This is a genomic window from Candidatus Sericytochromatia bacterium (assembly GCA_035285325.1).
In the GTDB taxonomy this organism is placed as follows: domain Bacteria; phylum Cyanobacteriota; class Sericytochromatia; order S15B-MN24; family JAQBPE01; genus JAYKJB01.
The window spans coordinates 1-13,585 of the sequence record JAYKJB010000049.1; the positions used below are offsets into that span (position 1 = coordinate 1).

A 13,585-nucleotide genomic window follows, 5' to 3' on the forward strand; every position below is an offset into this window, starting at 1 on the left:
GGCTGCAAGGCCAGGATGGCCTCTCGAAAACGCGCCCCGTGCCAGACCTCGAGCGGCTCGGCCAGGGACACGCGCGGGTCGTGCTGGTCCTCGGCTCCGGGGCCTGTCAGCACCACCACCTCGTGGCCGAGATGGCCGCCGATCGCCCGTGCCCAAGCCGCCGTGTGGTCAGCGAGGCCGCCGGGGCGCGGCGGATAGATCGGGCAGACCAGCACGATGCGCACGGCGCTCAACCTGCTTCCGAAAGGCCGGGCAGCGGGGTTGCCACCAGGCTGTCGAGCAGTTGCTTGAAGCGATAAGCCAGTGCCTCCACATCGAACTGTTGCGCCACCTCTCGACGGCCCTGCTCGCGCAGCGCGTCTCGCAGTTCCGTCTCCTCACGCAGACGGCGCATGGCCAGATACAGGGCGTCCACCTGCCCCTCACGGACCGTGAGGCCATGGCCCAAGCGGTCGATCAGGTGCGGAATTTCGCCGCTGTCGGAGCCGATCACGGGCGTCCCGCAGGCCGCCGCTTCGATCAGCACGCGCCCAAACTGCTCTTTCCAGCCCGGGCGGGTGAGCGAGGGCAGCACCAGCGCGTCGAAGGCACTCAACAATTCCGGAGCCGCGGCATGCGGCACCGCCGGCACCCAGCGAACTCGCCCCCGCAGGCCGGGATGCTCCAGCATGACGCACAAAGACTCCCGCATAGGACCATCCCCCACGATCACCAGCGCCACGTCTTCTTCAGGATGAAAGCGTTGGAAGGCCTCCACCAGCACGCGCAGGCCTTTCTCTTCGATCAGTCGCCCGAGATAACCGAAGACAAAGGCCGGACTGCCCCATTCCGCCCGCAGCGAGCCGGTCTCTCTGGGGTAATAGCGGTCGAGATCCACGCCGTAGGGCATGTAGGCCAGACGACCGCGATAGCCCTTCTCCCGCAGGCGCTGTCCGGCCTCTTCGTTGACGAGATTGACGCACGCCATGTCGCGCAGCAGCCAGCGTTCTGCCAGGCGAAACGGCCAGGGATGCCGCTTGACCAGATTCTGATTGTTGCGACACAACATCGGACGGCGCACCGAGCTGCGGTTGGCGATCGCCGTCTGAATCGTCGAGGCGGCGTAGGACTCGTTCTCGCAGTAGATGGCATCCGGCTGAAACAGATAGAACGCCCGGCGCAAATCGGTGCGGTAGGTGTGCAATGGAACGCTGCCGGAATTCCAGACCTGCACGGGCTGCCACAGGGCCTCGAGGCCGGGGTCCCGCACAGCCGGGCGCATGGCTCCCTGGATGTCTTCCCGCCAGAGCGCCGGCACGATCAGTTGCAGGTGCACGCCCTGCGCAGCCAGGGCCGCGTAGAAGCGCTGGTTGGTGGGCACAATACAAGAGTGGGAAAGCACGGTGAGTCGCATCGCGGTAGGTTCCCTTGTAGCGCATAACCCGCGCCTCCGTCGAGCCACTTGCCCACACCCGCCCGCTTGCGTTGTCGATCACCGTCTCGCCGAGGCTGGGGCGTTACACTGAAAACACGAATTTCGACACCGGAACGGGCTTCATCTGCAGACAGCCGAACACGCCGTGGAGGGTTCGCTCTTGCCGGCCGTCCGCCCCCGAATTGAACCGCTCGCTTTTTCACGGGCTCCTTCTCTCGCCATCTCGATCATCGTGGTCGTGCAGGCGATTGATGAGTCACTGCAGGCGACCCTGGTGGACCTGCGCGAGGCGCGTCTGCCCCTCTCGTACGAGGTCATTCTGGTCGTGGCCAGCGAGGACGCGTCTCGGCTGGTCGCGCTTCGTCAGGACTTCCCGCTGCTGCTGGTATACCAGGCCAGTCCCGGAACGTCGCTGGGCGGCCTCTACGACATCGGCATCCGAGCTGCGGGGGGCCGGCACCTGCTGCTGCTCGACGGCAGCGCCAGGCCCACGTCCTCGGCCGTCCAGGACATGGTCCGCTTTGCCGACGGCGGCCAGTGGATCGGGGCGGTCGTGCCGCGTTATGTGACCGAACAGGGTCAAGACCGACCCTCCTGCCGCTTCTTCCCGACCCCCCTGAGCGCCTGCCGTGAGGCTCTGGGCGGGCACCCCCTGGTTCCCCGCCTGCACTATGCCTTCAATCGGCTGGTCACCACGCCCAAGGAAATTGATGCCGCCGAGGGCGGCTGCGTGCTGATTCGCCGGGCCGCGATGCTGGATGTCGGGGGAATGGCCGCGGCGTATCCCGCGGGCGGGGAGATGTGGGATTGGTGCATGCGAGCCAAACTCAAGGGCTGGGGCATCTTTCTGCATCCGGGCAGCGAGGCGGTGCTGTGTGATCCCACCCAGCAACAGCCCCCCATGGTGCGGCGAGAGTCGATCCGACGGTTCGTCTACCGTTTTTACGGGTGGTTGCCGACCGTGCTGGTCACCTGCCTGATGGTGCCATTCGAATTGAAAGACCGCGTCCTCTTCCGCAAACGTGTCCGCAAGAAAAGGCCGGAGAGACCGGTGGAAAAGGCGCTGCCTGCCTGCTGAGCAACGCCGCCGCCCTCAACTGGCGGGCCAGGGCATCAGCCGCGCGGCCTTGCCCCCAGGAATCAGCGGGGCCACCGCCTCGATCAAGGCCTGGCGTCCTTCCTGGGGAGCCAGGGGCGGCGTGTCGTAGCCGGTGCGCTCCCGCCAGTGCTGCCAAGGCTCGAGCGCGCGGGTCTGAGCCCCGCGTTCGGTCTCGATGTCCTCGCTGTAGATCAGCAAGCGGCTCTCCAGCAACTTGGCGGCTCGCGCCAGGTCACGAGCGGCCCAGTCGGCGTGAAGCATCTGGTCGAGGCGAATGCGGCCCTTGTCAGCCATCCGCAACTGCAACCATTTCGCCTCGGCACTCAGCTTCTGCACCTGCCAGGGCTCCCCGGCCATGGCCACGCCGAGCAGCGCCGGCCACAGGCGGGCATGGATGTAAGTCAACTTACCGGCAACCAGCTTGACCACCATCACGTCCGGGCGCCGCTGGAGCGCATCCGAAAGGGCGTAAATGGCTTTGCCCGCCGGGTGACCCCACCACGAGCCGCGGATCGGCTCCCCCGCTACCAGCGTCGCCAGCGAGGGAAGGGCAGGATCAGCCACCAGCAGCCAGCCCTGGCGTGCCAGAGTCTCGCAGGCTTGATCAACCATGGAGGGAGTGAGCAACATCTTTTCTTCGCCCATGCTGAAGGATTCATACACGAATGGCCCGAAATGCGCCAGAGGGAGCCTGACGCAGGCAATCGCAGCCCGGAGGCGTTCTGAGGCGCATCCGGTTCGCAGTGGTGTCATCGCCAGCGAGCACGCTGGTGGCCACACCGGTCAGCGCTCACGCGCCTCCTCGCGGAGCGCGCCTGAGCAGTTGCTTCACCCCCTCGGGGACCAGCAACTTGGCGGCCTCGGTCACCAGCCGCCCGGCCGTACCCACGCGACGAAGGTACGGGGAGGCCCCGAAACGCTCCCCGGGGCGAGCCTTGAACAGGGTGCTGTGCCCACCGGAGGCCCGCAAGTCGTCGGCGCCCTCCTGGGTGTAGTAGTACAGGGCCAAGGAGCGCCGGGAGCGATGCTCCGGGCAACGCAGCGGATCCGGATGTCCGTGGTAGCTGGAGCTGTCCGTCTGGAACACCACCAGGCGATTGAACAGCGGCGCGATCCGGTGACAACAGGCCTGCATCTCGCGGTCCCACAATTCCAGGTGGCCGCCAAAATCCTCCTGCCAGTCCTCGTTGAGATACACCAGCAAATTCAAGCGACGATTCAGCCGCATGACCGGGTGCAAGTTGTAATCGGCGTGAATCGCCAGTTTGCCGCCTGGCAGGATCTGATGCATCCCACCCCCGAGGTGATACGGGTCCGGCACCAGACCGGGAATGCCGGTCAATTCGGACAGTTCGCGAAGAAACGGGGCGGAATTGAGGGCGTGTAGCAATGCCCGCACCGGGGGCGGGAAGTGCTCATCTTGATCGATCTGCAACTTCACTTCGCGGCTGGCATCGTTGAACCGGTGCCAACGCGCATCCAGGCCATCGTAGTAGGACTCGCCCAGCCCACGCAGGCGCGCCTCATCGAAAAACCCGTCCAGCACGAGATGAGGAAACGGCTCCGCCTGCTGATAGCGAGGAGCTGCCTGGCGCAAACGGGGCAGCGCATCGGTTGCCAGCCAATCGGACAGGGACAGCGGGCAGGTTTCAGCCATGAAGCACCTCCTGATAGATCCGACGCAAGCCAGCCTGGGTCACGGGCAAGGCGTGTTCCCGAACAAAGGCGGCGCGCCCGGCCTGGCCAAATTGCACACGCAGCGTGCTGGATTCCAGCAATCGACGCATGGCCCCCTCCAGCGCCTCCGGGTCATCGGGGGGGACCAGCAGGCCCGAAACCCCCTCCTGGACCAGTTCAGGCAAGGCCGAAATGCGCGAGGCAATCACGGGCAGGCCGAAGGACATGCCCTCCACCACCGACATTCCGTAGCCCTCCGCCAGGGAGGGCAACAGCAACACATCCGTGCGGGGATACACGGTCTGATAGATCAGCTCGCGAGGCAGGGCCGGAATCAGTTCCACGCCCGTGAGGTCGATGCCCAGGTCCTGCGGAGCCACGGCACTGACGATCGTCAGGCGCGCTTCGGGATGGCGGGCACGCAGCCTGGCAAAGGCGGCCACGACGGCACGTCCGCCCTTGCGCCAGAACTGGTGGCCGACCAGGGTGAAGCGACACACCGACGGATCCCGCTGGACAGCCAGCGTGTCCTTCGGCGGGCTCTCCAGGCCGATGCGCAGCAGCCGCAACTTGTGCTCAGGCACCCCCGCCGCCAGGTGCAAGTCCCAGGCGTAGCGGGAAGCCACGATCACGCAACGCGCCTGCTGCGTCGCATAAAGGTCGTGGGCCACCCCCAGCGCCCGCAACAGGCGGGTGTCGCGGGCGGCCACCCGTCGGGTCAGGTCCGCCGAGTAACCATAATAGTTGCGCAGCAGGTCCGTGTTGCCCGTCGCCGCGTGCAAGATCAGCGGCAAGCGCCGCAAGGCGCCAACCAGGCCGACGGGATAGGCCCAGGCGTGGAGCAGGTCCCAGCGGTCGGCCCGCGAGGCCGCGAGCCACTGCACGTCCTCATCCGGCCGATCGGGAAGCAGGCGCCCCCAGAGGCGATACCGCCAGGGTGGCAGGGGCCCCCAGACATAGGGAACACCAGCGGGCGGACGAGAATGCATGCACAACGAGGCCAGCCAGGCCTCGGTCCAGCGCGTGCGGGCGATCGCCCCTGACTGCAAGGCTGCCTCGAAATGGTCGTAGCGCACGCCCGTCGGGGGATGGCTCAGCAGCACCCGCGTGACAATGTCGTCTCCACACACTTGCGCGGACCGGCGGTCCGGTCCCACCAGCAAGACGCGCACGTCACCGCCCGCCCCGGTCATGCGAACGCGGCGACGGAGCCGACCTCAAGCGGGCTGTTCACCTTCAACTTGCGCTTCATCCGCGGCCTTTTTCTTCACCACGTAGCTGGTATGCCCACATTCCTTCACGGAGCACTTGAGGTAAGTCCGCCCGGTCTTCAGCATCCGCTTCAGGACCATCACGCTCTGACACTTCTCACAGCGCTGGTCCGTGGGCAGATCCCAGGTGGTGAAATTGCAATCGGGCCAGCGCTGGCAGCCATAGAAAGTCTTGCCCATGCGCGAACGCTTCTCGATCACGTCCCCGACGGCACACGTCGGACAGGTCATGCCGATTTTCTTGAAGTAGGGCTTCTTGTTGGCGCACTCAGGATAGCCGCTGCACGCCAGGAAGTCCCCGTATCGCCCGCTCTTGATGACAAACTCCTTGCCGCAGGCATCGCAGAACTCACCCGACGGAATGGCGATCGCCTCCATCTCCTTCGCGGCCTTCTTGAGCGTCTCGTTGAAAGGTTTGTAGAAATTGCCGATCAGGCTCTGCCAGGGTTCTCCGCCCGTCTCGACACCATCGAGCTTGTTCTCCATATCGGCGGTGAACTTGAGGTCGACAATTTCCGGGAAGTGCAGCACCAGCTGAGAGTTCACGGCATTGCCGAGTTCAGTCGGCTGCAGCGCCCGCCCTTCCTTGACCACATAGCCCCGGTCCTGGATCGTGGCGATGGTCGGGGCGTAGGTCGAGGGGCGCCCGATGCCCTCCGCCTCCATGGCCTTGACCAGGCTGGCCTCGGTGAAACGGGGCGGAGGCTGGGTGAAATGCTGCCTGGGCTGCACGCTTCGCACCGTCAGGGCTTGGCCTTCCTTCAGGTCCGGCAATTTGGCCGGCGGGAGGGCATCGGCGGGCGCCTCCTCATCCTCGGAGAGCTCCTCATAGACCTTCTGGTAGCCGGCGAAGAGCACCTTGGTGTCGGTCACCCGCAGAACCCCCTCCGCCACCTCGATGTCCACCGACAAAGTGGAAAGCAGCGCGTTGGACATCTGGGAGGCCAGGAAGCGCTGCCAGATGAGAGAGTAGAGCTTCCACTGATCCGGTTTGAGGACCTTCTTGAGGGATTCCGGCGTGCGCAGGACGCTGCTGGGCCGGATCGCTTCGTGGGCGTCCTGCGCGCCCTTCTTGGACTTGAAGGCACGCGTTTCGGTCGGTAAGTAGTCGGCCCCCCAGGTCGAGGTGACGAAGCCGGCTGCCTCCTCCTGCGCCTCTTTGGCCACGCGAATCGAGTCGGTTCGCATGTAGGTGATCAACCCCACCGGCCCCTCGGCTCCCAGTTCGATGCCCTCGTATAACTGCTGCGCGAGCGCCATGGTGCGCTTGACCGTGAAACCAAAGCGCCGGCTGCCCTCCTGCTGAAGCGTGGAGGTGATGAACGGCGGGGTCGGCTGACGTTTGCTTTCCTTGGTGACGATGCGCGCGACCTTGGCCGTCCCGGCCTCGAGGGCCGCCTGGATGCGTTGCGCCGTGAGCCCATCGGCGATGACCAGTTCCTTGCCACCGTCGCCCTTCTCAGCCTCCGGGTCTTTGGCCTTGTCCTGTTCCTTCTTGCCGCTGCTGATGCGCCGTCCCTGCCAGCGCACGAGGTCCGTGGCGAAGACAGACTTGCCGGCCGCCAGATCCACCGCAATCGTCCAGTATTCCTGGGGAACGAAGGCCTGGACCTCCTTTTCCCGGTCGCAGATCAGCCGCACCGCGACCGATTGCACCCGACCGGCCGAGAGGCCCCGCTTGACCTTGATCCAGAGCAACGGCGAGATCTTGTAACCGACCAGGCGGTCCAGCACCCGCCGGGCCTGCTGGGCATCCACCCGCGGCAGGTCGATGTCGCGGGGCTTCTTGATGGCACGCTGGATCGCATCCTTGGTGATCTCGTTGAACTCGATGCGCTTGAGCGAGGCCCCGGTCTCCGCGGCCGTGTCGGCGAGAATGCTGGCCAGGTGCCAGGCGATCGCCTCCCCTTCGCGGTCCGGGTCAGGCGCCAGGTAAATGGTCTTGGCCTTGTGGGCGGCTTGCTGAAGCTCCTTGACCTTTTCGAGCTTGTCCGGCAAGACCTCGTACTTCGGCGCGAAGTTCTTGCGCACGTCGACCCCGATGCCCTTCTTGGGCAAGTCGCGCACGTGACCGGCCGAGGCCTTCACCGCGAAGTCCTTGCCGAGGATCTTCTCGATGGTCTTCGCCTTGGCGGGCGACTCGACGATGACGAGATTTTTGGCCACGTTGGTCTCGATTCTGGCCGGCGACGCTGCCGGGCTAAGGGGCTGCCTGACCGTCCCGAAGACGGCGGCGTTCAAGGATATACCACATCAGGCGCCGGAAATTCGTGACATAAGACCAGAATGCCGCCGGGCCTCCAGTGTTGGCTAGACCAGCGATGCGCAAGCAGGCACCTGGAGGCTCCCCGCTAGGGGGCGTCAGGGCCTTCCGCGCGCTTGGCCTCCGCCTCGGCCTGCAAGGCTTCCAGGGCCCCGGGACGTTCCGTCCGGTGCGCCCCCCAGGCGATGAACAGCACCGCAGCAGTGGTGCAGAGGAAGCCCAGCAGGGGGCCCAGGTTTTGCTGAATGATTTGCAGCATAGCGCCGCCAGTATACCACGCAGGGCCAACGAAGCAGGCACAGGAGGCCCGCCTGAGCCCGCTCGGGCCCTGAGTGAGCGGACGGGGGCAGACCTGGCCCGCCAGGTGAGCGACGCCGCCCAACCGGCCGAGCGCCAAAGGTCAATCGGAGGCTGGCGCCACGAGTGGCGGCGCCATCACCCGCAGCGCCCCTGCCGCGATCTCGACCGTGACGGGGGAATGGCCCGCGGGGTCTCCATCGAGCTGGTAAGGAAAGGGCCGCGACGATTTGAAATGCACGGAGGTGGCCTGGAAAAACTCCACGTCACTCACCTGCCGCAGCTGTCCGAGCAAGGTCAGCAATCCGTGCAGCAATGCCCGGTACCAGCGCCCGGAGCGAATCACGCAGACATCCAGGATGCCATCGGCCATATTGGCCTCCGGGGTGAACTTCAGCACGCCGCCGGCATAGAGCCCGCCGTTGCTGACCACCATCATGTAAACGAGGCGTCGCAACTTGCGGGTCTTGTGGCCCATCTTGAGCGTGATGCGCGCCCGCACGGCCTTGTGGCGCGTGTAAGTTTGGAAGGCTGCCACGCAGTAGGCGAACGGTCCCGACCAGGCCTTGAGCTGGGGCAGCAGGTTGAGCGTCGCGTCTCCGTCATAGCCCAGACCGATCATGCAGGCGAAATAGCGCCCATTGGCCCGGCCCAGGTCAATCGTTCGGGGTTCGCCCGTCACCAACGCATCGATCGTCTTCAAATAGTCCAGCGGCAGGTTCAGTTCCCGCGCCAGAATGTTGATCGTACCGGTGGGAATCACACCCAGCGGCACAGGCTGGTAAGCGAGGGCCTGCACGACCTCGTTGACCGTGCCATCCCCCCCCATGGCCACCACCATGTCGGCGCCCGCGGCCAGCGCCAGCCGCGCCGCTTCCGCCCCATCCCCCTGAAAGCGCGTCGCCAGGAAGCCGCACTGCCAGCCATGCGTCTCGAAGCGTTCTCGCACCGCATCGAACTCGACACGTTGCTTGGTCGGACCGGAGCCTGCGGCCGGGTTGTGGATGACCACGGCCAAGCGTCGGGCGACGTCTCGGGAGGGCAGGTCCAGTTGCAGGGGCGGCGAACTCTCCGAAAGCACGGTCTCGGGTGTCACCTCAGGCCGGAACCCCGGCCTGCTCGCGTTTCCGGGCCACCAGCTGCTGCACGCGCTCGAAAAGGTGCGCCGCGGTCAGTCCGAAGTGCGCCATCAGGGCCTCCGGCGTCCCACTCTCGCCGTAGCGGTCTTCCACCCCGACAAAGTCCATCGGCACGGGGTGGCGTCGTGCCACGGTCTGGGCGACGCTCGCCCCCAGGGCCCCGGTCGTAAGGTGTTCCTCGGCCACCAGCAGGGCGCCCGACTGACGGGCCGCCCGCTCCACGGCCGCCTCATCGAGTGGCTTGATGCTGTAGCAGTCCAGCACGCCCACCGAAAGACCCGCCGCTGCCGCCATGTCAGCCGCCTGCAAGGCCTCGAACACCAGCAGGCCGTTGGCCACGATGGTCAGGTCACGGCCTTCCTGCAGCAGCTTGGAACCCCCGAGCGGGAAGGTCTCGTCGGCGGCGTAGACCACCGGCGCCTTGGGGCGCCCCGTGCGCATGAACACGGGCCCGTCGTGGGCGGCCATCGCGAGGGTCAAGGCACGCGTAGCCACCGCGTCAGCCGGCACCAGCACCTGAAAATGGGGCAAGGCCACGGCCAAGGCGATGTCTTCCACGGCCATTTGCGACGCTCCATCCTCGCCCAGCGAGATGCCGCCGTGAGAACCGACGAATTTGGCATTGACGCGCGGGTTGGCGACCCCCATTCGCAACTGGTCGAACGACTTGCAGATCAGGAACGAGGCGAAGGAACTGGCAAAGGGAATCAGGCCCGAGGTCGCAAGTCCCGCAGCCATGCCCACCAGGTTGGCTTCCGCGATCCCGACATTCAGGAAACGGTCCGGAAAGTGACGGGCAAACGCCTGGGTCTTGGTGCTCTTGCTGAGGTCGGCATCCAGCACCACCACCCGCGGTTCCTGACGGCCCAGTTCCACGATTGCCTCGCCATAGGCATCTCGCGTGGCCGCCCCCAGTTTGCGTTCCCGAATCGACATGGTTCGTGTGGCCTCCTTCTCGGGGCGTCGTGCTCAGGCCGTGACCGTCGCGAGTTCTGCCAGCGCCTGACGCAACTGCTCCGCAGAGGGGGCGGCGCCGTGCCACTCGTTGTTGTGCTCCATAAAGGACACGCCCTTGCCCTTGACAGTCCGGGCCAGAATGACCGTGGGGCGGCCCTTGGTGGCCTGCGCCTCACGGTAGGCCGCCAGAATCTGGGCGAAGTCGTGACCGTCGATCTCGACCACGTGCCAGCCGAAGGCGGCCCATTTGTCGGCCAGCGGCTCCAGCGGGAGAATCCCGGCCGTGCTGTCATCCAGTTGCAGGCCATTGACGTCCACGATCGCCGTCAGGTTCTCGCAGGCCTTGGCCCCAGCATACAGCGCCGCTTCCCAAACCTGTCCCTCGTCCAGCTCGCCGTCGCCCATCAGCACGTACACCCGCGCCTGCGTGCCGGTGATCCGGGCCCCCTCAGCCATCCCGAGGCCGATCGAAAGTCCCTGCCCCAGGGAACCCGTCGAGGCTTCCACGCCGGCCAGCTTGCCGAGTTCCGGATGCCCCTGCAACGGACTGCCAAGCTGGCGCAGGGTGGGATAAAGTGCCCGGTCGAAATAACCGGCTTCGCCCAGCACGGCGTAGAGTGCAGGGGCCGCGTGCCCCTTGCTGAGGATGAAGCGGTCACGCGCGGCCCAAAGCGGCTGGGCGGGGTCGTGCTTCAGGACGCCGAAGTACAGGGCCGTGATCAAGTCGATGGCAGACAGCGAGCCCCCGGGGTGTCCGGAGTTGGCGGCCGCAATCATCTCCAGCACGTCCTTGCGCAGGCGCCAGGCGAGGCGATGCAAGGCGTCGGGGGCCTCGGGGCGAGCAGCGTCGGCGGTCATCTTGCAACCTTTCGTCAGCGGGAAGGCCGCCTCATCGTACCAGGCGAATCAGGGCCGGACAAGCCGAGCCGGCGCGCCGCGCGTGCCTGCACCACCTCATCGTAGACCGTCTCGGTCCGAGCCGCGATGCGGGACCAGGCATAGGGTGTGACGCTGTCCCGAGCGGCACGCGCCATGGCCAGTCGCTTCGGGGCATCGAGACAGAGGCCGTCCAGGTGAGCGGCGATCGCCCCGACATCAGACGGTTCAGGCAGCAAAAAGCCGTTGACGCCGTCCTGCACGGCATCGGAAGCACCGGCCAGGGTGCTGGTGACCACGGGCAAGCCGGCCGCCAGCGCCTCGACCACGACCATGCCGAAAGGCTCGTACCAGGTGGGAAAGACGAAGGCATCCGCCGCCGCGAAGTAAGGGCGCGGCTCCGCCTGAAACCCCACGAAATGAGTCCGTTCCGCTACCCCCAGGCGCTGCGCCAGGGCACGAAAAGCTGCCAGGTCGCCACGGCCCACCACGATCAACTGCGCCGTGCGGGCCTGCATGCGCGCCACGGCCTGCAGCACCCAGGCCAACCCCTTGCGATGAAAGTCTCCCACGAACAGCAGGACCGGCGCATCGTCAGCTAACCCCAAGGCGGCCCGCGTGGGCGCGCGTAGCGGCGCCAGTTGGGTGTCGGCAAAATCAGCCGGTTCGACCCCGTTGGGCACGACGGTGATGCGCTCGCCCGCCACCCCATAGGCGTGTTCAAGTTCCGCCTTGACGCGCGCCGAGACCGCGATCAGGGCCCGGGTGCCGCCCCCTTGAAAGGCGGGGGCCTCGAAGCGGTCCGCCACGCGCCAGTAGAGCTGATGGTAGGCCCGACGCCAGCTGGGAAGCGGCTGCATGACGGGCAAGCCGGCTCGCCGCGCCTCCCGCTCGCGGACCGCGGCAGCCTGAAGTTCAGCCCCCCAGGCTCGCTGACAGAACTGGGCCGTGACCACGTCCCGGCGGGCACAGCAGCCCCCGACGGTATGCACCACGTCAAACGGCTCATCGGCCAGCGCGCGCGTCGAATTCCACCAGAAGGTGAGCAGGCGCAACAGGTTGATGCCCTCGTGGGCCCGCACGGGGCGATGCACGACGCCCTCGACGGGCTGGAACAGATGGCTGAAAACGTGCACTTCATGACGCGTGGCCAGGTGCCGGGCCAGTTCGAGCATGTAGCGCCCATGGCCGCTCTCGCGAATCACCTCGGCACACACCAGGGCGATTCTCAAAAGCCCAACTCCTGCTCGATCGGGGCCGGCGGCTTGGTTTCGACCCGGCGCCCCTGCCACAAGGCCCAGGCCCGCTTGAAGTCGAGCAACCACTCCAAGCCCAGAAAAGCCAGCTGGCTGCCCAGGGGAATGCGCCACTGATGGGCGATCGCCTGGCTCAACCCGCGCTTCAGGCGACGCGCCTGCCAGGCGAACAGTGCGGCCAGCCCGAGCCAGCCCAGGGCCGGCGCTCCAAACAAGGGCGAGAGTCCCAGGCCCAGCAACCCGCTTTTGAGCGCCACGCGGCGCCAGACGCCTGGAGCCATCCCCCCCCAGGCCTCCGGGTGCTTGCGCTGCATGTAGGGCAGCCAGCGCAGGTAGCCGGCAGCGCGCCAGGCCCCCGCAAAGGCAATCGGGCGCGGAGGATGCTGCACCACCACGGCCTCGGACCAGCTGGGCTCCCCCAGCCACTCGCGCAAGCGCCGGATCAGATCCTCGTCCTCGAAAAACGGCGCCCCGAAGGTCTCGTCAAAACCACCGATGCCGAGCAGGACATCCTTCTTGATGGCGAAATTGGCGGTGGCCACGCCATCCTGCGGCCCGAGGCGCACGGAGTGGACCAGCGCCTCGATCGGCGGCACGGCCGAGCGCACCGGGCCATGTACGGCATAGCAGAGGGGGTCGTCGAAGGCCTCGGCGATGCCATCGAGCCAGCCAGGCTCCGGCAGGCAATCGTCGTCCGTGAAGGCGATGATGGTGCCGCGGGCCTCCGCCACCCCCCGATTGCGCGCCGTGGCGGGGCCCGCGTTGGGCGCGCGCAGGAAGCGCAGGGAGAACGGGCTGTGTCGCTGGGGCAGTTGTTCGGCCAGGGGCGGAACGGTCCCGTCGTCCGCCACCAGCACCTCGAAGGAACCGGTCGGGTAGCTCTGGTCCGCCAGGGCCTCCAACAAGGCCGCCAGGGCAGCCGGTCGCCCAAAGGCCGGCACCACGATGGAGATGAAGGGCAGGGTCCCCGTCACATGCGCCTCCGAGGCTGCTGTCGCCAGATTTTCCAGGTCTCCCAGACGGGATACAGGGCCGTCACCAGCACGTAGCGCATCCCCACCCAGCCATCACGGTAGCCACCCAATTTCCAGCCGCGATACCAGACGTGTCGCAAGGCCGCCAGCCAGACATCCCGCAGGCGTCGCCGCTCGCCATCGGCCACGCGAACGCGCGCTTCATGATCGGTGTAGGCGCGGGTTTTGGCAATGTACTCGCCCACCGTGTCATAGGCGTGATGAACGAGCGGTGCGTCCACGAAACCGACCTCTCCGACGATGCGGGGGTGGGCGTGCAGGCGATCGCCCTCGAAGCAGGCGACCCCTCGGCGAAACAATCG

14 protein-coding genes are annotated in these 13,585 nt (G+C 66.6%); 1 reads left to right on the forward strand and 13 read right to left on the reverse strand.

Annotated elements, in window-relative coordinates; all coding sequences use genetic code 11:
- Both VKP62_06470 and VKP62_06475 read right to left on the reverse strand, forming a co-directional pair.
- On the reverse strand, positions 1–224 hold a 224-nt coding region (locus tag VKP62_06470; protein ID MEB3196832.1), incomplete at its 3' end, for a hypothetical protein.
- Positions 225–229: 5 nt separating this feature from the next.
- Positions 230–1,393 (reverse strand): glycosyltransferase, encoded by a 1,164-nt coding sequence (locus VKP62_06475; GenBank protein MEB3196833.1) that lies wholly within the window; start codon positions 1,391–1,393, stop codon positions 230–232.
- 181 nt (positions 1,394–1,574) lie between these two features.
- Between VKP62_06475 and VKP62_06480 the strand changes: the two genes are divergently transcribed.
- Entirely contained in the window at positions 1,575–2,492 is a 918-nt protein-coding gene (locus tag VKP62_06480; GenBank protein MEB3196834.1) for a glycosyltransferase, read from the forward strand.
- A 15-nt stretch (positions 2,493–2,507) separates the two neighbouring features.
- Here VKP62_06480 and VKP62_06485 read toward each other — a convergent pair whose 3' ends face one another.
- The 11 genes from VKP62_06485 to VKP62_06535 form a co-directional block, all read right to left on the reverse strand.
- On the reverse strand, positions 2,508–3,158 hold the full coding sequence (locus VKP62_06485) for a hypothetical protein (GenBank protein MEB3196835.1): 651 nt from the start codon (positions 3,156–3,158) through the stop codon (positions 2,508–2,510).
- A gap of 145 nt (positions 3,159–3,303) precedes the next feature.
- Positions 3,304–4,170, reverse strand: a complete 867-nt coding sequence (locus tag VKP62_06490; protein MEB3196836.1) for a 2OG-Fe(II) oxygenase — start codon at positions 4,168–4,170, stop codon at positions 3,304–3,306.
- Positions 4,163–5,362, reverse strand: coding sequence for a glycosyltransferase family 4 protein (locus tag VKP62_06495; GenBank protein ID MEB3196837.1), 1,200 nt, complete (start codon positions 5,360–5,362; stop codon positions 4,163–4,165). Before VKP62_06495 ends, VKP62_06490 begins: the two co-directional genes overlap by 8 nt.
- Before the next feature lie 45 nt (positions 5,363–5,407).
- Entirely contained in the window at positions 5,408–7,627 is a 2,220-nt protein-coding gene (gene topA / locus VKP62_06500; GenBank protein MEB3196838.1) for a type I DNA topoisomerase, read from the reverse strand.
- Between the two features lie 185 nt (positions 7,628–7,812).
- Positions 7,813–7,983: a hypothetical protein gene (locus VKP62_06505; protein MEB3196839.1), complete on the reverse strand. Its 171-nt coding sequence runs from the start codon at positions 7,981–7,983 to the stop codon at positions 7,813–7,815.
- Positions 7,984–8,124: 141 nt separating this feature from the next.
- Entirely contained in the window at positions 8,125–9,102 is a 978-nt protein-coding gene (locus VKP62_06510) for a diacylglycerol kinase family protein (protein ID MEB3196840.1), read from the reverse strand.
- A 16-nt stretch (positions 9,103–9,118) separates the two neighbouring features.
- Positions 9,119–10,096 carry a transketolase C-terminal domain-containing protein gene (locus VKP62_06515; GenBank protein ID MEB3196841.1) on the reverse strand — a complete coding sequence of 326 codons (978 nt, stop codon included), beginning with the start codon at positions 10,094–10,096 and terminating at the stop codon, positions 9,119–9,121.
- 33 nt (positions 10,097–10,129) lie between these two features.
- On the reverse strand, positions 10,130–10,975 hold the full coding sequence (locus VKP62_06520) for a transketolase (GenBank protein ID MEB3196842.1): 846 nt from the start codon (positions 10,973–10,975) through the stop codon (positions 10,130–10,132).
- 14 nt (positions 10,976–10,989) lie between these two features.
- Positions 10,990–12,225 (reverse strand): glycosyltransferase family 4 protein, encoded by a 1,236-nt coding sequence (locus VKP62_06525; GenBank protein MEB3196843.1) that lies wholly within the window; start codon positions 12,223–12,225, stop codon positions 10,990–10,992.
- Positions 12,222–13,223: a glycosyltransferase gene (locus VKP62_06530; GenBank protein MEB3196844.1), complete on the reverse strand. Its 1,002-nt coding sequence runs from the start codon at positions 13,221–13,223 to the stop codon at positions 12,222–12,224. Before VKP62_06530 ends, VKP62_06525 begins: the two co-directional genes overlap by 4 nt.
- The coding region (locus VKP62_06535) for a hypothetical protein (protein MEB3196845.1) at positions 13,220–13,585 on the reverse strand (366 nt) is incomplete at its 5' end. The genes VKP62_06530 and VKP62_06535, both read right to left, overlap by 4 nt.

Coding starts and splice junctions, on each gene's coding strand:
- VKP62_06475 (MEB3196833.1), bottom strand. CDS start 1,393: ATGCGACTCACCGTGCTTTCCCACTCTTGTATTGTGCCCACCAACCAG.
- VKP62_06485 (MEB3196835.1), bottom strand. CDS start 3,158: ATGGGCGAAGAAAAGATGTTGCTCACTCCCTCCATGGTTGATCAAGCC.
- VKP62_06490 (MEB3196836.1), bottom strand. CDS start 4,170: ATGGCTGAAACCTGCCCGCTGTCCCTGTCCGATTGGCTGGCAACCGAT.
- VKP62_06505 (MEB3196839.1), bottom strand. CDS start 7,983: ATGCTGCAAATCATTCAGCAAAACCTGGGCCCCCTGCTGGGCTTCCTC.
- VKP62_06515 (MEB3196841.1), bottom strand. CDS start 10,096: ATGTCGATTCGGGAACGCAAACTGGGGGCGGCCACGCGAGATGCCTAT.
- VKP62_06520 (MEB3196842.1), bottom strand. CDS start 10,975: ATGACCGCCGACGCTGCTCGCCCCGAGGCCCCCGACGCCTTGCATCGC.